Below are 19,559 nucleotides of genomic sequence, written 5' to 3'. Positions count from 1 at the left end.
GCTCGACCGTTCACCCCTCGACTTTTCTTGGATCAAAGGCGTCGCGCACCGCTTCGCCAACGAAGATCAACAGCGACAGCATGATCGAAATGGTCATGAAGCCGGTCAAACCAAGCCAAGGCGCATTACGGTTCGTTTTACCCTGCGCCAAGAGCTCGCCGAGCGACGGCGCGTCGCCCTGAAGCCCCAGTCCAAGAAAATCAAGCGCGGTCAGGGTCGTGATCGAGCCTGACAGGATGAACGGTAGGAACGTGATCGTCGCAACCATGGCGTTGGGCAAAATATGGCGAAACATGATCCGCAAGTCGGACAGGCCAAGCGCTCGAGCTGCTCGGACGTATTCGAGGTTGCGCCCGCGCAGGAATTCCGCACGTACAAGCCCGACCAAAGCAACCCAACTGAACAGGAGAAGAATGAAAAGCAGCGTCCAGAACCCTGGCACAAAGAAAGCCGAGAAGATCAGCAGAAGATACAGCGACGGAATAGACGTCCAGATTTCGATGAAGCGTTGGAACAGGAGGTCGGTCCAGCCGCCGAAATATCCCTGGATCGCACCTGCTGAGACGCCGATGACGGACGATACAAGGGTCAGCGTGAGCCCGAAAAGAACCGATAGTCGGAAACCGTAAATCAGACGGGCTAGAACATCGCGTCCTTGATCGTCCGTGCCCAGCCAATGGTAGGTGCCATAGCCGCAATAGGCGTCATCAACGCCGTCTTCAAGCTTTGAGCAAGCTTCGGATCGGTCAAGCAGCCATGTGGGCGCAATGGGGTAGGGCATGTTGGACGCATACGACCGCGTGGTGTGATCGTAGCGAATCGGCGTATGGATCATCCATCCATTGGCTTCGATCTCCTCTCGGATGAACGGATCATAATATCGCGTGACCGCCAGGAACCCGCCGAACTTTTCCTCCGGATAATCCACGAGCACGGGAAACAGCAGTTCCCCCTTATAGGAAACCAAGAGCGGTCGCTCGTTTGCAATCAACTCCGCGAACAGCGTCAAAATGAAGAGAAAAAGGAAGATCCAGAGCGACCAGTAGCCTCGACCGTTCGCTTTGAAATTGTTCAACCGCCGTTGGTTGAGCGGCGAAATACGTGGCCTTTGCCTTACGATCGGTTCGCTAGCGGGGGCGGGGTCGTCAATGACGACAGGTGCATCGGGATTGCGGGCATCCATGCGCTCAGGTGCTCCGCGCTTCAAAGTCGATGCGCGGATCGACCCACATATAGACAAGGTCGGACAGAAGCGCGACGACAAGCCCCATTAAGGAGAAGATGTAAAGCGTCCCGAATACGACCGGATAGTCGCGCCCGAAGACGCTTTCGAAGCCCAGAAGTCCAAGCCCGTCGAGCGAAAAAATCGTCTCGATCAATAGCGATCCGGTGAAAAACGCGGAGATGAAGGCGCCCGGAAAGCCGGCGATGATGATCAGCATCGCATTGCGGAAGACGTGACCGTAAAGCACGGTGCGTTCATCAAGCCCCTTGGCCCGCGCCGTCGTCACATATTGTTTGCGGATTTCATCGAGGAACGAATTCTTTGTCAGCAGTGTCGTTGTCGCAAATGCGCCAACGGCCATCGCAATGAGCGGCAGCGTCAAGTGCCAGAAGTAATCGAGGATTTTCTGCCACCAACTCAATTGGTCCCAGTTCTCCGACGTCAGCCCCGACAAAGGGAACAGGTCGAAGAACGAGCCGCCTGCGAACAGGACGATCAACAAGATCGCAAACAGAAACCCGGGGATCGCGTAGCCAACAATGACGACGGCACTTGTCCAGATATCAAAGCGCGAACCATCGCGCACCGCTTTGGCGATCCCCAATGGGATTGAGATCCCGTAGGACAACAAGGTCATCCAAAGGCCCAGTGATATGGAAACTGGAAGTTTTTCGACGATCAGATCAATGACTTCCACGTCGCGAAAGTAGCTTTCTCCGAAGTCGAAGCGCGCATAGTTCCATAGCATCGTCAAGAAGCGTTCAAGCGGCGGCTTGTCGAAGCCGAATTGGCGCTCAAGCTCGGCTATGAACTCAGGATCGAGGCCCTGGGCACCACGATAGACGCCGCTGTCGGCTTCCTCACCTCCGCCGGCGAAATCCTGCTGATCCTGGCCCGAGAAATCTCCTGTGCCGCCCGTGAAGCGCGCTGTCGCGTCGATATCGGTGCCCTGGAGTTGCGCGATGACGCGTTCGATCGGCCCTCCTGGTGCAAACTGCACAACCGCAAATGAAAGCGCCATGATCCCAATGATTGTCGGGATCATCAAAAGGATGCGTCGGACAACGTAGGCAAGCAAAGCGGGCAGTGCTCCTTAGGTGCAGTCGAAATCTTGGGACAGGGAAACTTAGCTCTCGATCCACCAGTGTGATTCGACAGGCAGAGCATAGCGCGGTTTTGACTGCGGATAGCGCATGTTCGCATCGTGGGCGATCCAGTGGCTGGCCTTGAACCACTGGGGTACCCAATACTGGCCAGCGCGTAACACGCGGTCGATGGCACGCATGGTAACGTTCAATTCGTCCCGGCTGCTGGCGCGGGCGGCCTGTTCAATCAGAGCGTCGAGTGCCGGAACTGCGATACCGGCGAGGTTTCGAGAGCCTGGCTCGTTGGCGAACCGTGAGCCGAATATTGACCGCAGCCCGGCTCCCGGTGTCAGCCCGAAGGCGAAACGTCGCGTGGTGATGTCGAAATCGAACTCGTTGAGGCGGTCCTGGTACTGCGCGCCATCAACCGTCCTCGATGTCCCCGCAATGCCAAGTCTCTCGAGATTTTGAATGTACGGGTTGACGATCCGCTCAAAGGTCGGACCGACCAGGAGAAACTCGATGGTCATCTGCTGGCCCGATGCATTCACCCGGCGCCCGTCCTGCAAGGTCCAACCAGCCTCATTGAGCATAGTGTTTGCCTGTCGCTGGAGCGCCCGATCCGAGCCTGAGCCGTCCGAGACTGGCGGAATGTAGGGTTCGCCGAAAACCGCATCGGGGAGTTCACTGCGGAACGGTTCCAGCAGAGCAAGTTCCTCCGCGCTGGGTAAGCCCTCAGCCTTAAAAGGTGCATTTTCAAACATTGAGTGCGTTCGTTCGTACAGGCCGAAGAACAGCCGCTCGTTCGACCACTCAAAATCGAAAAGCAGCCCAAGTGCCTCGCGGACTTTAGGGTCGGAGAACTTCGCTCGCCTTGTATTGAAAAAGAAACCTTGAGCGCCCGCGGCGCGACCATCTGGCAAATTGTTTTGGACAACGTCGCCAGAATCGACGCGAGGGAAGGTGTATTCGGTGGCCCAGACACGCGAAGTAAATTCCTCCCGCATGTTCATATCGCCAGCCTTGAAAGCCTCAAAGGCGACGTCTCTATCCCGAAAGAAGTTGATGCGGATTCGCTCGAAATTACTCTGCCCGACATTCACCGGCAGATCGGCACCCCAGTAGTTGTCAACGCGCTCGTAGTGAATGAAACGTCCCACCTCAAACGTTCCGACCTGGTAAGGACCCGATCCGAGCACGGGCTCCAGGGTAGACGCACCAAAGTCACGCCCCTCCCACCATGCTTGTGAAAAGATAGGTATACCGGAGACCGCAAGGTGCAGATCACGGGGCCGACCGGGCGCAAAAGTCAGCCGCACAAGGTCAGCTTCGACCGCTTCGGCCATCTCAAGTTCACTGAGAAGGTTGGCAATATCGGGATGTCCCTGTTCTTTAAGGGTCATCAGGGACCAAGCGATATCGCGCGCGGTAATTGCAGAGCCATCGTGGAAGCGCGCTTCGCTGCGGACCTTGTAGTCGTACACCAAACCGTCGTCAGAGAACTCAACCCACTCAGCGAGGAGCCCGTAAACCGCGTCAGGCTCGTCCCCAGACCCCTTCATCAGCGTATCAAACGTCAATCCAACGCCTGGAGCACCGTCGCCCTGCAGGACAAATCCGTTCAGCGTATTGAAGGTTATGGGGTTTTGGTTGAAGCCCCAGGCCCGCGCCTGCGTGCTGAGCGTTCCGCCCTTCGGTGCGCTCGGGTTGACATGCGGAAACCGAGTGAAGTCCTCGGACAGACCGAGTTCACCAAAAGACGACAGGCCGTGTGAACGCGTTTTGGCGCCCTGCGCAAATGCTCGAATCGGCATGGTCCCTGCGGCTGCAAGACCGGTTGCACCCTTCAAAACAGTCCGGCGTGTTACGCTTCGGGAAATGAGATTGGGAGTCTTCAAACTCATGTTGCGGGCTCTCCTGTTCGGGCTGCCTTTTCGGCGTCCCACCACCAGATCGTGGGGAAGCCTATTGCATAAGTCGGTAAAGTCTGGGGATGGCTGAAGCGATCCCAACGGGCAACCCGCGCGAACCCTTGTCCCCATCCGGGAACAACATAGTGGTTCCAAAGGAGAACCCGATCCATCGCGCGGGTCGCTGCTTCGAGCGTTTCTCGGTTCTCGGCAAATTTGATGTTTTCGATCAACGCGTCGATTGCGGGGTTCTCAATCCCGGCATGGTTGCGGCTACCGTCGACTGTCGCTGAAACGGAACCCCAATAGTCCTCCTGCTCATTGCCAGGTGAGGTCGCCTGCGCCCATCCCGTGTAGATCAGATCGTAATCCTTTGCCCGAACGCGGTTTGTGTACTGCGAGGAATCGACCGTTCTAACAACAAGCTCGATACCGACCAGTTCGAGCGATTGCGCAAGTTGGTTGGCGGCGGGCTCCTGTGTAGGACCGTTGAGGAGCAGCTCGACCTGAACCGGATCACCTGCCTCATCACGCATGACGCGTCTTGTCGGGTCCGAGCGCAGCCCGATCGCGACCAAAGCAGAATGAACAAGGCCCTCGCCTGCCTGTTCGGCATCCACCTCTTCTCGAACGGCCCAGCCGCCCGCCTCGAACAGTTCAAGGGCCTGCCTAATCGTCTCTCGGCGCGTTTCCGGACTATCGTTGACGGGGAGAGAGTAGGGAGTGGTAAACACGTCATCTGGGATGTCGTGTCCCGCCTGTCGAACGGTCTCCAGTATGGCCAACTCCTGCCCTTCAGGCAGCCCCGTCGCCATCAGGCTTTCAACGCCTGTGAAGTAACTTTGATACTGGGTGTAGGAGCCAAAAAAGAGTGACCGGTTTAATTCCTGAAAATCCAGCATGTAAGAGAAACCGCGCCGCACGTTGCGGTTTGCGAACACCGGTCGCTGCGTATTGAACACAAACCCAACCATCAGACCTCGGCGCCGGAATGGTTCCTCGAACTCCTCTAAAATGATCCGACCTTCAGCTACCGCCGGAATGTCGTACCCGGTTGCCCAGTTGCGCGCCCGGTTTTCGGTTCTCCAATCGAACTCATCGGCCTTAAACGCTTCAAATGCGACGTCTCCGTCCCGGTAGAAGTCATATTCCATACGCTCGAAATTGTGCTGTCCGACATTCACATTCAAATCGGCAGCCCAGTAATCGGCAACACGCTCATACTCAATTGTTCGGCCAGCGATCACATCGGCGATGCGGTACGGACCAGACCCCAATGGCGGTTCGAGGGTGCCACGGGAAATATCTCGAGCGTTTCCGCTTGCATCCGTACCTGCCCACCAGTGCTGCGGCATTACAATCAACTGCCCGACAATGTAGGGCAACTCGCGGTTACCAACCTCATCGAACAAAAATTTCACTTCCCCGCGCCGGGGAATTTCGACCGCTTCGACGTGGCTGTAGTAAGCGCGCTGGCTTGGATTGTGTTCAACGAGAGCGTTGAACGAGAATACGACGTCAGCAGCGGTGACGGGGACGCCATCGTGCCACCGCGCGTCCCCCCTCAGCCGAAAAGTCACAGAAGAGTAGTCTTCTGGATAGTGCATTGCCTCCGCGATAAGCCCGTACTGGGTCGACAACTCGTCGAGCGAATCCGTCATCAAGGTGTCGTAAATCAGGTTGAGGCCCCGAGGTGTTTCGCCCCGAGGCGGAACAAAATTCAGGCTGTCGAAGGAGCCAATATCAGCCAAGCGCACGCGCCCTCCCTTGGCCGCGTCCGGATTAACGTACTCGAAGTGGGCAAAGCCCTCATCGTAGCGTGGGGGTGCCTCCCCAAGCGTAACAGCATGTCGCCATTCAACGCCGTCGACTGCGGGATCCTCAGCCATCATGCCCACCGGTGGTGTCGGTTCGGGTAAAGCTTGCGCGGCCACTGAAAAAGTAAGAGCGCAAAGGATCCATAAGGATGCGGCGAACATTTGCGGCGCGCCCAGCCGACGCCGAGAGGCGTCTTCGGTCTGGCTTGCCTGAAGGGCAAACCACTGAGGTTTTCGCATGCTCATCCACGCTCCATCAGGATCACACCATCGTGGGTTCAAGCTGTTTCATGAACCCGTGAGGAGAAATATGGCGCGGATACGGCGTGGGGGCGAGCCGCAAAAAAGATCAGGCCCCCTGTTACATGCAAAAATGCCGGGCTAAGCCCGGCAAATGCTTATTGCATACCTCGTTTGCGGATCTATTGCGTGGCAGAAACGGTGCTTAGATCAATGGGTTCCGCCTGCAGCGAGTTCAAATAAGCTAGAATGTCGGCACGGTCTTCGACATCACGCACGCCAGCAAAACCCATCGACGTTCCCGAAAGATAACCGCGCGGGTTGGCCAAGAATCCGTCAAGCTCTTCAAAACCCCAGGCTTCGCCAGCCGCTGCAACCTCATCCATCGCGCTTGAATAGCCAAACCCGTCGACCGCGCCCTTTGGCCTGTTAACGACACCCCAAAGATGGGGGCCGATGCCGTCTGGGCCGCCTTCTTCAAAGCTATGGCATGACGAACAGGCACGGACCGCAGCCTCGCCGGCGCCTACATCGGCGGTCGCCAACAGATCAAGCACCGATACCATCTCTTCAGGTTCTGCGCCTGCAACCTCAGTCTCTTCGGGAACGTCAATCGAGTACCCGGCGACCTCGGGTTCACTGCTGTGGAAGGCCAGTTCGGAAATGAAACTGACGAGCATGATCACCAAAAGCGATCCAAGGACCGCAAACATTATTTTATTGAGTTCAAACCCATCCATTGAGAATTACCCGTGATTTGCCGCCCCGACGCGGCCCCGAAACGTGGAGGGTGATAACCTCATTCCATACCGTGTTGCAACAACATCAATGGGATAACGTCCGTAATCTGCGACCTTATGACCAACCGGTTCTGGCCGTCGGAAACAGATACGGAAATCCCTTTACTTTGCTGTTTCCCTGCGCAACCAAAACCAGCAATGACCAAGGTTCTCACCCTGATACCGTCGCGCATGGCGTCCGTGCGCCTTCCTGGAAAGCCGCTTGCCTCAATCGCTGGCAGGCCAATGATCCTGCACGTTGTTGATCGGGCACGAGAAGCGGGTTTGGGCGAACCGGTCGTTGCGACCGAGAGCGAAGATATTGCGGCCGTGGTTCGGAGCGATGGCGGTATTGCAGCTTTGACTGACCCCGAGCATCCATCTGGTTCAGATCGCATCTTTGAAGCTTTGACCGCCCTCGATCCGAACAATCAGGTGGACGTTGTGGTCAACGTTCAGGGCGACCTGCCAACTCTGGACCCTGCGTTCATCAGGGCTGCGGTGCGGATTCTCGACGACCCGATGGTCGATATCGCGACGCTTGCCACCGAGATCACCAGCGAAGACGAAAAGACCAATCCGAATGTGGTCAAGGCGGTTGCGACGCCGATTGCGGAGCGAAGACTTCGGGCCTTGTACTTCACGCGAGCCACGGCGCCGTCTGGCGATGGCCCGCTCTACCATCATATTGGTCTGTACGTTTATCGGCGTTCAGCCCTCGAACGCTTTGTTCAACTTCCACCATCGCCCCTTGAACTTAGGGAAAGACTTGAGCAGTTGCGTGCGCTTGAGGCAGGTATGCGCATCGACGTAGCAATCGTTGACGGCGTACCACTGGGTGTTGATACTCCCGAAGACCTCCTCAAGGCTGAGCGGGCGCTAGCCTAAAACTTACCAGAAAGCTTATCCGTCATGCGTATCGTTTTTCAGGGCGAGCCGGGCGCCAACTCGCATATAGCCTGTAAGAAAACCCATCCCGACGCTGAGGCCGTCGCATGCGCTACCTTTGAAGACTGTTTTCAGATGGTGGCCCAGGGCGATGCCGAGATGGGCATGATCCCGATCGAGAACTCGGTTGCAGGCCGCGTCGCCGACATCCATCATCTGCTGCCACACTCGCAGCTCCACATCACTGGCGAATATTTCTTGCCCATCCATCACCAGCTACTAGGTGTCGGCGGTGCGTCGCTCGACCAGATTGAGAGCGCGCAAAGTCATGTCATGGCTCTTGGGCAATGCCGGACATTCCTTCGGGAAAACGCTCTGAAAGCTATCGTTGGGGCCGACACAGCGGGTGCGGCTCGCCAAATCGCAGAATTGGGCGACCCGAGCAAAGCGGCCATCGCCTCTGATTTGGCCGCCGACATTTACGGATTGGATATTCTGGCCGCCGATATTGAGGACGAGAAGCACAATACCACGCGGTTTATTTTTCTGGAGAAGGACGCGGCTGAACTGCCCACTGAGCAGGGTCCCTTCGTGACGGCCTTTCTCTTCCGGGTGCGAAACGTATCGGCGGCTTTGTTTAAGGCTTTATCTGGGTTTGCCACGAACTCGGTAAACATGACCAAGCTCGAAAGTTATCAGACGGGCGGGCAGTTCTTCGCTTCTCAGTTCTATGCAGAAATCGATGGTCACCCCGACGAACGCCATGTTGCATTGGCGATGGAGGAACTGCGTTTCTTCTCGGCGGAGTTGCGCATCATCGGAACGTTCCCAGCGCACCCATATCGCCAGTCTATTCTGGAGCCCGAAGAGAACCGGGCTCTACGCCCCTCGCCGGAGGTCTAGCTATGGCTGCAACGGAGCTCGGTAAGATCGTTCTGAGCGTGGGGGACTGGTCTCCGCAGGGATGGGTCACTCATCTCAAGAACCATGTGTCCGAAAACGATCTTCTGTTCTCAGATGGGTTAGAGGTTCCCAACCCTGAGGACTGCCGAGAGGTTCGATACGCGTTTGCCTGGCAGACGCCCGATGGGTTCTTTGCCAACTTCCCCAATCTACGAGCCGTGCTTTCGACTGGCGCAGGCGTTGACCATCTGGCGACCCGCACCGACCTACCGAAGGGCACTGCGATCATCCGTGTTATTGACCCTGACCTGACCGGTCGCGTGACGGCGTGGACGGTGATGAACGTCATTGCCCACCATCGGCAGGCCTTGGCCTACCTCGATCTCCAGCAGAAAGCGCGTTGGAAGCCCTTGCCACAGTCGTCGGCTCACGAGGTCCGGGTCGGTCTGATGGGCTATGGAGAATTGGGCCGGTCGGCGGGTGAGGTGCTCAAGCTGTTGGGCTATGACCTCGCAGCATGGTCACGCACCGCGAAACCGAACGCGGCCATCCCGGTGTATTGCGGTGAAGATCAGCTCGATCACTTTCTCGCTCGTACAGATATTTTGGTCTGCCTGCTTCCACTGACCGAACAGACACGCGGCATTCTCAATCGTTCCACGTTTGCCAAACTTGCAAAAGACGGCGTCACAGGGGGTCCATTTGTGATCAACGGTGGACGTGGTGGCCATCAAGTTGAGGCCGACCTGGTCGCGGCACTCGAAGAAGGACTGTTGAAGGGCGCGAGCATCGACGTTTTTCACGAAGAGCCGCTGCCATCAGACAACCCTCTCTGGCACGCACCCAACCTGATCATCACGCCACACACCGCAGGTATGAGCGCGCCAGAAGCTTTGGTTCAGGGCATGGTGCGGAACTTGATCGCCTTCGCCCGTGGCGAGCCCGTTGATGCGTTGGTTGACCGGGCAGTCGGTTATTGAAGCCGCTTGATCTTGGTCGCGACGCCGATGCGGCTTTCGACGTCTGACAGGGGCTCAGTGCTGGTTTGCATGGTGAACGCGTTGGCGTGCAGGAGAACCTCCCCTGGCAAGGCAATTCCGACATGTCCTGGCCAGAAAACCAAGTCGCCGGGCTCTATGCCTTCACGACGATCAATGGACTGGCCCAGTTCGGCTTCCTGCATATCACTGTCCCGTGGTGCGGCAATGCCGGCCTGTTGCAAAGAAAGCTGAACGAGGGCGGAGCAGTCAATGCCAAGGGCGGAACGCCCCCCCCAAACGTAGGGGAACCCAAGGAAGCGTAGTGCAGTCTCTACCCAGCCAGACGATGACTGCTGGAGCGCTGAGATATGGCCGGATGGCACAGTGCCGGCATCTGTGTCGACAAAACGTGCGGATGATCCTTTTACCGGTCGATCTGGGCTCGCAACAGACAGTTGCGCACCCATCAGAAGCGGACCTCGCCCGATAACCTTTATGCTATCCGCCGTTGCCCAAGTGAGCGGGACACTCACCATGTGCGTCGGCGGCGTTTCAGCTATCGGCTCAATGGATTGCCTTCGGACCCACCCGACATAGCCGTCGGTTTTCAGCTGACCCCAAGCCCATCCGTCTGTCTCGTCATAAACGATGAAGACTTCGCCGAAGAGCGCCTGTGATGTGCGCGAGCTGGCACCGGGTTTCGCCACAATGTCCGTGACCGTTGCCGCTACCCGCATCGATATCCCGTCGGAAAAACGCTCTGCTTCGACCTGACCGCGCAGATAGGATGCCGCGACTTTATCGCAGTATGGATGGCGACGCGGGTCGGGTTTCTGCATCGCGGACGGCTAGCGTAACGCGTCGGCGTTGTCGATAATCGTGTCCGCGAGCCTCTCAACGTACAGCGCACCATCAACTGTTCGCTGGATGATCACGTTGCGACGGTCCGCTGGATCGCGTTTGCGGCTTACCAAACCCATGGCGCCCATTGTATCGAGCGCCCGCGTGATGACCGGCTTCGTCACACCAAGTTTGGACGCCAACCCTCGGACCGTATGGGGTGGTGTTTCGAGGTAAATGGTAAGCAGAATTAACATCTGCCGTTCGGTCAGGTCGCCAACTCCGCCACGAACGCGGGACAAGGCGACATCGTGCCAGAGCTTCAAGGCGCGTGCCGGCGACAGGCCGGAACTGAGTGGCATAAATCCTGTGGCCTGCATGATACGCACTCCGAACCATTCAAGGTCGATGGCGTAGCCACGACCGAATGAAACGCAATCGTTTCGGGTGCAAAATGAATAGTGGCTATCGCGCGCTTAATCAACCAGCAGGCGGGTAGCGCTGCGAGAGAAGGTTAAAGAGGGCTCGGATCGCCTGAGCTTCGCCTCCCTCAGGCCGCCCAGGTCTCGTCGACGGCGTCCAACCATAGATGTCAAAATGGACCCACGACTTTGCCTTTTCAACGAAACGCTTGAGGAACAAGGCTGCAGTGATTGCACCGGCGAACGGCATGTTTCCCGTGTTCGAGATGTCACCAACCTTGCCGTTAATTGCGCTTTCGTAACCGGGCCAAAGGGGAAGCCGCCAGACTGGATCATCGACGTCGTAAGCCGCTCTGGACAACTCCGAAGCAAGATCCTCATCATCGGTGAAAAATGGTGGCAATTGCGGGCCGAGCGCGACGCGTGCCGCACCGGTGAGCGTCGCCATATCGATGAGAAGCTCTGGGCTTTCCTCATCAGCGAGGGAAAGTGCATCGGCAAGTATAAGCCGGCCCTCAGCGTCGGTGTTCCCGATTTCAACCGTGAGCCCCTTGCGACTGGTGAGCACGTCACTGGGCCTGAAAGCTGGTGAAGAAATCGAATTCTCGACCGCCGGAACCAATACCCGGAGCGCGATCGGTAGGTCAGCCTGCATGATCATCATGGCTAGGCCGAGCACCGCCGCAGCACCGCCCATGTCCTTCTTCATAAGATTCATGGCGTTTCCGGGCTTTAGGTTAAGTCCGCCGGTATCGAAACTGACCCCTTTGCCAACCAAGACAATCCGGGCTGCATCGTCCTTTGCAGCGGTTCCTCGCCATTTCATCTCGATCAGCCGGGGCGCGTCGCGGGCTGCCGCGCCGACCGTGTAAACAAGAGGAAATGGGTTCGCTGGATCGAGAAGGCCCTCTCCTTCGATCACGCTAAACGAGGCGCCGAACTGCGAGGCGAGCGCGTCGGCGCTCCGTGCCATCGCTTCCGGGCCGAGCAAGTTTGCAGGTGTGTTGATCAGATCGCGTGCGAACGTCACGGCTCGCGCCGAGCTTATGGCTGCGGCTCGAGCTGCTTCATCTGTCAACAGCACAACGCCAGCATTCGGCGTCTTTGCCGGCAAGCTGAAGCGATACCCGCCAAGAAGAAATGCGGTCAGGGCGGTTTCGGCGTCTGCGAGCCGAGTTCGAAGATGGTACTGCCCCTCCGGTAACAGCGCAGGCAGGGCACCCAAACCAAATCCTGGAGTGGCCTGGCCAGTGGCGGGGTCGACGGGGCAGCCTATGAAAGCCGCAGCGATCCTGCCGTCGGGACCGGGCCAAAACAGCGCCTGCCCGGTTTTTGCCGAGAACCCTTGAGCTGCCGCCCAAGCCTGAATGGCGTCTTCCTGTCCAGGGAAGGCCACGCTCAACTGGTCGACGCTTTCGACCAGAAAGAGATCAATGGGAACTTCGCCGCCACCGGCCCCGTCCGCCTCGGCTAGCCGCAGCCGCTTCTCCAGCGTTTCAAGCGGGGGGACCTCGACGAAAAATGCTTCTGACACGGGGCTTCCTTACACAGTCATTTGCACGACGAGTTCGGCAAATGCACATGCATGCCAGACATAACGTCGAGGGGGCGGCTTAAGACTTCATTAGGGTTAACGGAATATTGCTGCTGACATCAGACTGGCAAGGGGTGGTGGCTGATGACGACGGCTTTTGTGGCGGCGGAGATTGGTTGAGCACAGCCCTTGGACGAAAGGATCTGCCCGTCATGGCTGCCCGCTTTTATCTGCCACGCCTTTCTTGCTTCTCACAACGCTTTGAGCGCGTCCTGCCGATTGCCACAGTGGCGTCGGCCTTGGTCCTCAGCGCTTGTGGCACAACATCTCTGACCTCCACACATAGCGGGCCAGCTGCTGTCCAGGGCAACGCAGAGTTGATGTCCGATCAACAGCTTCGGCGCGCTGCAGCTGAATGGGAGCGTCGATACGAGCGGAACCCTGACAGCAAGTCTGCCGCTATGAATTTTGCTTCGGTGCTCCGTGCTTCTGGCCGGTACGAACAAGCTGTTGCCGTGCTTCGCCGCACCGTCATCGCCAATCAAGATGACCGTGAGGTGCTCGCTGCATATGCGAAGGCTTTAACGGCCGCCGGCCGATTTGATGAAGCGCTTCAAGTGATTTCGCGTGCTCACACTGAGGCGAGGCCGGACTGGAAACTCCTTTCCGCGCAAGGCACCATTCTCGATCAGTTAGGCCGTCATACCGAGGCGCGTGCCGCGTACGCGCGTGCGCTGCAAATCGTTCCCGACGAACCGACCATCCTAAGCAATCTGGGGATGTCCTACGTTCTTGACGGCAACCTGCCCGAAGCGGAGCGTACGCTTCGTCAGGCGGTCCAAGGAGGCCCGCGGGTCGACCCGCGGGTGAGAGGAAATCTAGCCCTTGTCGTTGGTCTGCAAGGACGCTTCGATGAAGCGATGCAAATTGCTCAGCAAGATATCAGCCCTCAAGCTGCGCAAGCCAACATCGCCTACCTGCGGCAAATGCTGTCTGAGAGCGATCGCTGGGGGCAGATAGCCGAACAGGACGGCTAGTGGCTACGCTCAACGCTTGGCGTTGAAAGCTTCAACTGGCAAAACACGACTCTCAGCGGGAAACTGTGTTGCTGAAAGTTGCAGACAAGCGAACAAACCAACTTGATCGGCTTTGTGGCACTTAGGACGCTTTCGCAACTGCACGTTTGATAAACACACGGCCCTTGTTCCGCTGCGCGGACCAGGCCCAACGACCCAGCGCTCAGTAAGTTAAAACCAGAGATGCGCCCCAATTATCTTGGCGTGCGAGGGGCATAAGCGACGGCTCGATCAAGGGCACTCGCCCATCATGTTGCGGGGCCTGATTTCTGAACGCCTAACCGGTCGATCAATCGATGGCCATGACCTGAATAATGGCCGGCCCAATGATGACAATAAACAGACAGGGAAGGAAGAATGTGATCATGGGAACCGTGAGCTTTGGCGGCAAACCTGCTGCTTTCTTCTCCGCTTCCGCCATGCGCATATCGCGGCTCTCTTGAGCGAGAACGCGCAAGGCCTGACCCACAGGCGTACCGTAGGTATCCGCCTGAATAAGCGAGGTCATCACCGCCTTAACCTGATCGAGCCCGGTTCGCTTGCCAAGGTTTTCGTACGCCAGACGACGGTTGTTCAGGTAGGCTAGTTCAGCATTGACGAGGCCCAGCTCCTCGGCAAGAGGAATGGACTGAACGGCGACCTCATCGCCAACTTTCTTGAAAGCTTGCTCGAGCGACATACCCGACTCGACACAGATCAATAGGAGGTCCAGCGCATCCGGCCACGCGCGCTTGATTGAGAGCTGCCGCTTCTGAATTCTGTTCTTAAGTAAAACGTCCGGCAGCCAGAAGCCGACAGCGCCGATACCCACCGCGATGCCAAAGCGGACCATTGCGGGCTGATCGAACTTATCGACGCCAAACAGGTAAAAGATGGCAATCAGGAACAGGACTGCTGGCAACACCAAGCGTGAGAAAATGTAGCGAATAACGGCCGCTTCGCCACGTTCACCGGCCTGCGCGAGCTTATCGCGTGTTCCCTCCGCGAGCAGGCGCTGCTTCAAGCCAAACTGATCGACAACATTCTTCATGTACTCCTTTGGCTGCGAGCGCAGGCTAGGAGGACTACCGTGTTTTGCTGACTTGGCGAGCTGGGCACGTTCCCGCGCCCGTATCTCTGACCGTTCGACCGCCATGCGTTTTTTCCGCGCCGCCAAATCGTTTCTGGCGAGCAAGGGAACGGCGACCGTCAAAACCGTCGCTGCGACGGCGACCGCGCTGAAAAAAGCGAATAGGAACTGCGGGTTTGTAAGGACAAACACGAGGTTGCTCATGGCGTCGCGATCCTTCTGATCAGAAGTCGAAATTGATCATCTTGCGCATCACCATCACGCCCGTGAGCATGAGGATCGCGCAAGCGCCAAGAAGGACATTGCCCAACTGCTCCGTGAACAGCAGCGCGATATAATCCGGCGTCGACAAGTAAACCAGGATGATAACGGCAAGCGGTAGGCAGGCGATGATTGCCGCCGATGACTTAGCTTCCATCGACATGGCGTCGATTTTGGCTTTCATCTTCTTACGGTCACGAACCACCTTTGAAAGGTTAGCGAGTGGTTCAGAAAGGTTACCACCCGACTGCCCCTGAATGGTTAGCATAATGGCAAGGAAATTCACTTCAGGAAGGGGTACGCGCTCATACATCTTCCCGACAGCCTCGTGGATCTGCATTCCAAGCTGTTGATGTTCAACGACTTTCTTGAACTCATCTTTCACGGGATAGGACGCCTCGCGCGAGATGATCATCATACAATCATTGAGCGGAAGACCAGCTTTCATGCCGCGCACCACAACGTCGAGCGCGTTGGGATACTCAAGAAGGAACTTCTTGAGCCTGCTCTTGGTCTTGAAGGCGACATACCATTGCGGGAAGCCTAAAAATCCAACAACGCCAGCTGCGAACGAAGCGAAAAGTGGGGCACCGGCCATCAGCACGACCAAGGTGAACATCAGTCCGCTGAAAGCCGAAAAAATCCAAAACTGGCGGACGTTCCAGTTAAGACCGGCACGTTCCAAGCGAACGTTCAGAGGCGCTTTGCTCGTATTGGCCCCCTTGGTTCTTTCTTCGATGTTGTCCTGCTGTTGTTTGACCTTCGTCGCGATGGATTTCCGCCGGGTTTCGGCATCCTCCTTGGCGAGCTTCTGGGCTTGAAGCGCACGACGGTCGAGAACCGCGACCTTATTGATGCGGTCTTTCTTCTCTTCCCTATCCATCAAAGGGGCAAGGACAACGTAAACGATGCCGGCGATTGACAGCGCCGAAAGGATGCCGATTGCAATCGAGACAGTCTGCGGATCGAACATGGGAGGTTCCTACCGAGCGTTAGGCCGACGCTCGACCATCTTCAACCGCCGAAGCGTCCAAAGCAGCCGCAAGGCGGTTTTCTTCATTGAAATAGCGAGCGCGGTCCCAGAATGCGGGGCGCCCGACGCCGGTTGATTTGTGCCGGCCGATGATCTTGCCATTGGCGTCTTCGCCAAGGATTTCATACACGAACAGGTCCTGAGTGATGATCACATCACCTTCCATACCGAGCACCTCGGTGATGTGGGTGATCCGTCTCGAACCATCACGCAGCCGCGCAGCCTGAACGATCACGTCGATGGAACCGGAGATCATGTCCCTGATCGTCCGCGACGGTAGCGAAAATCCGCCCATGGTGATCATCGATTCCATACGTTGAAGAGCTTCGCGCGGTGAGTTCGCGTGTAAGGTGCCCATGGAGCCATCATGGCCAGTGTTCATCGCCTGCAAAAGGTCAAAGGCCTCCGGGCCACGAACCTCACCGACGATAATGCGCTCTGGACGCATACGTAGGCAGTTCTTGACGAGGTCACGCATGGTAACCTGGCCCTCGCCCTCAAGGTTGGGCGGGCGAGTCTCAAGCCTGACGACATGCGGCTGCTGCAATTGCAGCTCCGCTGCATCCTCACAGGTGATGACGCGTTCATCGTGCTCGATGAAGCCAGTCAGACAGTTCAAGAGTGTCGTCTTACCAGAGCCTGTACCACCGGAAATCAGAACGTTGCACCGAACCTTTCCGATAATATCAAGGACGGTCGCACCTTCTGCGGTGATTGACCCAAAGCGGACCAGCTGACCGAGGGTCAGCTTGTCCTTCTTGAACTTACGAATGGTGAGTGCAGGGCCATCGATGGAAAGTGGAGGCGCAATCACATTGACGCGCGAGCCATCCAAAAGACGCGCGTCACAGATCGGTGATGACTCATCGACACGACGACCCACCTGACTAACGATCCGCTGGCAAATATTCATAAGCTGCTGGTTGTCGCGAAATTTGACGTTGGTCTTTTGGACTTTGCCGCCAACTTCAATGAAGGTCGTCGTCGCACCATTGACCATGATGTCGGCGATGTCGTCGCGTGCAAGCAGGGGCTCGAGCGGGCCGTAGCCGAGGACGTCGTTGCAAATATCCTCAAGTACCATCTCCTGCTCGGCGATGGACATGGCGAGGTTTTTAAGCGCGATGATTTCCGTTACAACGTCTCGGATTTCTTCTCGGGCCGTGTCGGTGTCCATCCGGGACAACTGAGCAAGATCGATTGTATCGATCAGCGCTGAGAAAACGTCAGTTTTGATTTCATAGTAATCCGCACGTCGCGCGCGAGGGTCTGGGGTGTTGTCCTCGACCACAGGTGCAGGCTCAGGCTGCGGTGCCGCCGGCGTATAGGTCCCACTCGCCGGTTCGTCCGCAGGCGCAGCATGCGCAGCCGCAGGTGTCGGACTTCCCGCGTCCTGGGGGCGTGGAGCGTTGGGATCAGATGTGCCGCGACGACCAAACATGGCTTAAGATGCCTTCTTGCGTTGCAAAAGTTTCTTAACAAACGGGGGCAAATGGCTTTTTTTCTGCGCGCGCGCGTCGGCACGTCCGCTGATGGTCAACGCAATATGATCAAACGCTTCGACCGCATCGTGACGGGCGGCGACTTCGGCTATCATGTGGCCAGAATTGGCAGCGTTTCCGAAGGTTTCCGCATCAAACGGAATGACAGCTAAGGGATCCATGCCGAGCGCATCGGCGAAGTCTTTTGCTTCAATCTCGGGTCTTTTCGGCATGCCAGCCATATTAAGGATGAGGCGAGGGGGGCCGTCGTTGGGTCGAGCTTGTTTGACCGCGTCAATAAGGTTCTTCGCATTGCGAAGGCTTGCAAGGTCCGGTGCAGCCACCACCATCAGCTCATCGGCATCGACGAGCGTTTTGCGCACCCAGCCGGACCAGTGGTGAGGAAGGTCGATCACCGTCGCGGGCACGGACGCCCGGAAAAGATCGATGACCTGATCGAATTGATGTTCTGGAAAGTCTGTCACCTTGTCGAGCGTGGACGGCGATGCCAACAAGCTCAGACGGTCTGAGCACTTTGCCAGAAGACGATCGAGAAATGTCTCATCAAGACGGTCCGGGGCCGATACGATGTCGCCAATGCCTGTTGGCGGATCCTGGTTGAAATCAAGGTTTGCTGTACCGAAAGGTAGGTCAAAGTCCGCCAGCACCGTCGAAGTCTCGAGTTCGTTGGCAAACGACCAAGCGACATTGTGGGCGATCGTTGAAGAACCGACGCCGCCCCGCGCGCCGATGAAGGCGTAGGTACGGCCAAGACGCTTGTCTCGCGAGGAGTCGTAAAGCTCCGATATCAGCCGCACGATATCCATTGGCGCCAGCGGTGCGACCACATAATCGCGCACCCCTTCGCGGATGAGTTCGCGATAAAGAATAACGTCGTTCACATGCCCGACAACGACGACCTCTGTGCCCGGGTCGCAGACTTCGGCGAGTTGACCAAGTTGCTCAAGCAGACTTTCAGCCGGTGCTCTGTTTTCGAGGATCAAGAGATTGGGCGTTGGTGATGCGGCGTAAAACTCCAACGCCGCTGCGATTCCCCCGGGATGCGCACGCACATGTGCTTTTGACATGCGACGATCCCGCGATGCTTCTTGAACCGCGTCCAATAGGTCGGGCGTCTCGCAGAACGCTTGAAGCGAAATACGTGGCACCGGCGCTATTGATGAAGCAGGCGCTCCTGCATCGCTTTGCGTATCGGGCGTTTGCCCCTGATCGTCATGCATGTGACGCTCCTGAAACTAGTTGGCCACGTCGGCGACAGCTGCCTCGGACTCGCTATCTTGCTGTGTGGCCGTGGGTTCGCCACGCCTGTAGGCAGCCAAAACCTCAGCACGCCGTCCAGCGTCTGGGCGGCCCATTCCGCGGGGTCGAACCAGGTCTCGCGGATCCGCGAGCATCGCGCCCAAATTCGATTGGCTGGCACAGCCGTAATCGTAATAGTCGCTGTGTTCGAAAGGCGGGTTGAAGCTGTCACTCCACTGTCCGCATTGATTTGTGACCGCAGCAAGCCTGTCGTAAATCACCATGATGGGTGCATGCGCGTTCGGGTCACCGACGCTGTAGTACTCGACACGAACATGACCAGGATGGCCTCCAGCGCTTGCAACGACATCGTGGATGTCAGGCAGCGCGGCTCGGGCTGCGTGAGCGTTCTGCGAACCGGTTGGAACGCGAAGCTTCAATGATCCTTCACCTTGCGACTGATAGCTGCGAACGAAACCCGTCAGCGCGGTCCGATCGCCTTGTGTAAGGCGCTGAGCATTTGCGCCAACGAGAAGCGGCATCATCCGCTCTTGCTGTTGCAACGTCAGCGGATGACGTTGATCATAGTTCAGGAACCGTGGGTCATAGCTGCCAACGGATGATGTGTGTGCGTTGCACGCTACCAGCGTCAGCAGGGCAGTCCCTGCAAGAGTTGCGCGTAGCATAGCTCGGCACTTGCTCGCTTCGGCGCCGTTAGCTGCCGGGATGATTGCTGTCTTGGTCATCTGACTCGAT

At 57.3% G+C, this 19,559-nt stretch carries 17 protein-coding genes; 4 read left to right on the top strand and 13 right to left on the bottom strand.

Features of this window, described 5'->3' with window-relative positions; all coding sequences use genetic code 11:
• Positions 1–10: 10 nt before the first annotated feature.
• From AAF739_02540 to AAF739_02520, 5 genes are all read right to left on the bottom strand, one after another.
• Positions 11–1,183, bottom strand: coding sequence for an ABC transporter permease (locus AAF739_02540; protein MEM6381527.1), 1,173 nt, complete (start codon positions 1,181–1,183; stop codon positions 11–13).
• Positions 1,184–1,187: 4 nt separating this feature from the next.
• The gene (locus tag AAF739_02535) at positions 1,188–2,303 is read right to left on the bottom strand and encodes a microcin C ABC transporter permease YejB (protein ID MEM6381526.1); all 1,116 of its coding nucleotides are present in this window, start codon (positions 2,301–2,303) and stop codon (positions 1,188–1,190) included.
• Between the two features lie 48 nt (positions 2,304–2,351).
• Entirely contained in the window at positions 2,352–4,214 is a 1,863-nt protein-coding gene (locus AAF739_02530) for an extracellular solute-binding protein (protein ID MEM6381525.1), read from the bottom strand.
• Positions 4,211–6,283 carry an extracellular solute-binding protein gene (locus AAF739_02525; GenBank protein ID MEM6381524.1) on the bottom strand — a complete coding sequence of 691 codons (2,073 nt, stop codon included), beginning with the start codon at positions 6,281–6,283 and terminating at the stop codon, positions 4,211–4,213. The genes AAF739_02530 and AAF739_02525 overlap by 4 nt, the downstream gene beginning before the upstream one ends.
• Before the next feature lie 176 nt (positions 6,284–6,459).
• Positions 6,460–7,017, bottom strand: a complete 558-nt coding sequence (locus AAF739_02520; protein ID MEM6381523.1) for a cytochrome c family protein — start codon at positions 7,015–7,017, stop codon at positions 6,460–6,462.
• A gap of 198 nt (positions 7,018–7,215) precedes the next feature.
• Between AAF739_02520 and AAF739_02515 the strand changes: the two genes are divergently transcribed.
• The 3 genes from AAF739_02515 to AAF739_02505 are packed head-to-tail and all read left to right on the top strand — an operon-like array spanning position 7,216 to position 9,827.
• Entirely contained in the window at positions 7,216–7,944 is a 729-nt protein-coding gene (locus AAF739_02515) for a 3-deoxy-manno-octulosonate cytidylyltransferase (GenBank protein ID MEM6381522.1), read from the top strand.
• A 24-nt stretch (positions 7,945–7,968) separates the two neighbouring features.
• The gene (locus AAF739_02510; GenBank protein ID MEM6381521.1) at positions 7,969–8,847 is read left to right on the top strand and encodes a prephenate dehydratase; all 879 of its coding nucleotides are present in this window, start codon (positions 7,969–7,971) and stop codon (positions 8,845–8,847) included.
• A 2-nt stretch (positions 8,848–8,849) separates the two neighbouring features.
• On the top strand, positions 8,850–9,827 hold the full coding sequence (locus AAF739_02505) for a glyoxylate/hydroxypyruvate reductase A (protein ID MEM6381520.1): 978 nt from the start codon (positions 8,850–8,852) through the stop codon (positions 9,825–9,827).
• On the opposite strand, the gene AAF739_02500 is transcribed toward AAF739_02505, so the two are convergent.
• From AAF739_02500 to AAF739_02490, 3 genes are all read right to left on the bottom strand, one after another.
• The gene (locus AAF739_02500; GenBank protein ID MEM6381519.1) at positions 9,821–10,666 is read right to left on the bottom strand and encodes an NlpC/P60 family protein; all 846 of its coding nucleotides are present in this window, start codon (positions 10,664–10,666) and stop codon (positions 9,821–9,823) included. The two genes, AAF739_02505 and AAF739_02500, sit on opposite strands and share 7 nt — an antisense overlap.
• A 9-nt stretch (positions 10,667–10,675) precedes the next feature.
• Positions 10,676–11,047 (bottom strand): MarR family transcriptional regulator, encoded by a 372-nt coding sequence (locus AAF739_02495; protein ID MEM6381518.1) that lies wholly within the window; start codon positions 11,045–11,047, stop codon positions 10,676–10,678.
• A gap of 100 nt (positions 11,048–11,147) precedes the next feature.
• Positions 11,148–12,623: a leucyl aminopeptidase family protein gene (locus tag AAF739_02490; GenBank protein MEM6381517.1), complete on the bottom strand. Its 1,476-nt coding sequence runs from the start codon at positions 12,621–12,623 to the stop codon at positions 11,148–11,150.
• A gap of 212 nt (positions 12,624–12,835) precedes the next feature.
• On the opposite strand from AAF739_02490, the gene AAF739_02485 reads away from it, so the two are divergent.
• Complete coding sequence (locus AAF739_02485) at positions 12,836–13,660, top strand: tetratricopeptide repeat protein (GenBank protein ID MEM6381516.1); 825 nt, start codon at positions 12,836–12,838, stop codon at positions 13,658–13,660.
• A 328-nt stretch (positions 13,661–13,988) separates the two neighbouring features.
• Here the strand turns inward: AAF739_02485 and AAF739_02480 are convergent, their stop codons facing one another.
• Genes AAF739_02480 through AAF739_02460 form a run of 5 tightly spaced genes read right to left on the bottom strand, consistent with a single transcriptional unit; the run spans position 13,989 to position 19,549 of the window.
• Positions 13,989–14,972, bottom strand: a complete 984-nt coding sequence (locus AAF739_02480; GenBank protein ID MEM6381515.1) for a type II secretion system F family protein — start codon at positions 14,970–14,972, stop codon at positions 13,989–13,991.
• A gap of 19 nt (positions 14,973–14,991) precedes the next feature.
• On the bottom strand, positions 14,992–16,002 hold the full coding sequence (locus tag AAF739_02475) for a type II secretion system F family protein (protein ID MEM6381514.1): 1,011 nt from the start codon (positions 16,000–16,002) through the stop codon (positions 14,992–14,994).
• 19 nt (positions 16,003–16,021) lie between these two features.
• Positions 16,022–17,503 (bottom strand): CpaF family protein, encoded by a 1,482-nt coding sequence (locus AAF739_02470; protein ID MEM6381513.1) that lies wholly within the window; start codon positions 17,501–17,503, stop codon positions 16,022–16,024.
• 3 nt (positions 17,504–17,506) lie between these two features.
• On the bottom strand, positions 17,507–18,784 hold the full coding sequence (locus AAF739_02465; protein ID MEM6381512.1) for a CtpF protein: 1,278 nt from the start codon (positions 18,782–18,784) through the stop codon (positions 17,507–17,509).
• Positions 18,785–18,799: 15 nt separating this feature from the next.
• Positions 18,800–19,549, bottom strand: a complete 750-nt coding sequence (locus tag AAF739_02460; protein MEM6381511.1) for a CpaD family pilus assembly protein — start codon at positions 19,547–19,549, stop codon at positions 18,800–18,802.
• Between the last annotated feature and the right edge of the window lie 10 nt (positions 19,550–19,559).

Source organism: Pseudomonadota bacterium, from assembly GCA_039024915.1.
Classification (GTDB): domain Bacteria; phylum Pseudomonadota; class Alphaproteobacteria; order Rhizobiales; family MH13; genus MH13.
This window is presented reverse-complemented; position numbering and strand designations above follow the sequence as displayed.

Excerpts from the sequence above, each read along its gene's own strand:
- AAF739_02510 (MEM6381521.1), top strand. The coding sequence starts at position 7,969 with ATGCGTATCGTTTTTCAGGGCGAGCCGGGCGCCAACTCGCATATAGCC.
- AAF739_02460 (MEM6381511.1), bottom strand. The coding sequence starts at position 19,549 with ATGACCAAGACAGCAATCATCCCGGCAGCTAACGGCGCCGAAGCGAGC.
- AAF739_02495 (MEM6381518.1), bottom strand. The coding sequence starts at position 11,047 with ATGCAGGCCACAGGATTTATGCCACTCAGTTCCGGCCTGTCGCCGGCA.
- AAF739_02525 (MEM6381524.1), bottom strand. The coding sequence starts at position 6,283 with ATGAGCATGCGAAAACCTCAGTGGTTTGCCCTTCAGGCAAGCCAGACC.
- AAF739_02520 (MEM6381523.1), bottom strand. The coding sequence starts at position 7,017 with ATGGATGGGTTTGAACTCAATAAAATAATGTTTGCGGTCCTTGGATCG.
- AAF739_02475 (MEM6381514.1), bottom strand. The coding sequence starts at position 16,002 with ATGTTCGATCCGCAGACTGTCTCGATTGCAATCGGCATCCTTTCGGCG.
- AAF739_02530 (MEM6381525.1), bottom strand. The coding sequence starts at position 4,214 with ATGAGTTTGAAGACTCCCAATCTCATTTCCCGAAGCGTAACACGCCGG.
- AAF739_02540 (MEM6381527.1), bottom strand. The coding sequence starts at position 1,183 with ATGGATGCCCGCAATCCCGATGCACCTGTCGTCATTGACGACCCCGCC.
- AAF739_02470 (MEM6381513.1), bottom strand. The coding sequence starts at position 17,503 with ATGTTTGGTCGTCGCGGCACATCTGATCCCAACGCTCCACGCCCCCAG.
- AAF739_02500 (MEM6381519.1), bottom strand. The coding sequence starts at position 10,666 with ATGCAGAAACCCGACCCGCGTCGCCATCCATACTGCGATAAAGTCGCG.
- AAF739_02515 (MEM6381522.1), top strand. The coding sequence starts at position 7,216 with ATGACCAAGGTTCTCACCCTGATACCGTCGCGCATGGCGTCCGTGCGC.
- AAF739_02465 (MEM6381512.1), bottom strand. The coding sequence starts at position 18,784 with ATGCATGACGATCAGGGGCAAACGCCCGATACGCAAAGCGATGCAGGA.
- AAF739_02485 (MEM6381516.1), top strand. The coding sequence starts at position 12,836 with ATGGCTGCCCGCTTTTATCTGCCACGCCTTTCTTGCTTCTCACAACGC.
- AAF739_02480 (MEM6381515.1), bottom strand. The coding sequence starts at position 14,972 with ATGAGCAACCTCGTGTTTGTCCTTACAAACCCGCAGTTCCTATTCGCT.
- AAF739_02505 (MEM6381520.1), top strand. The coding sequence starts at position 8,850 with ATGGCTGCAACGGAGCTCGGTAAGATCGTTCTGAGCGTGGGGGACTGG.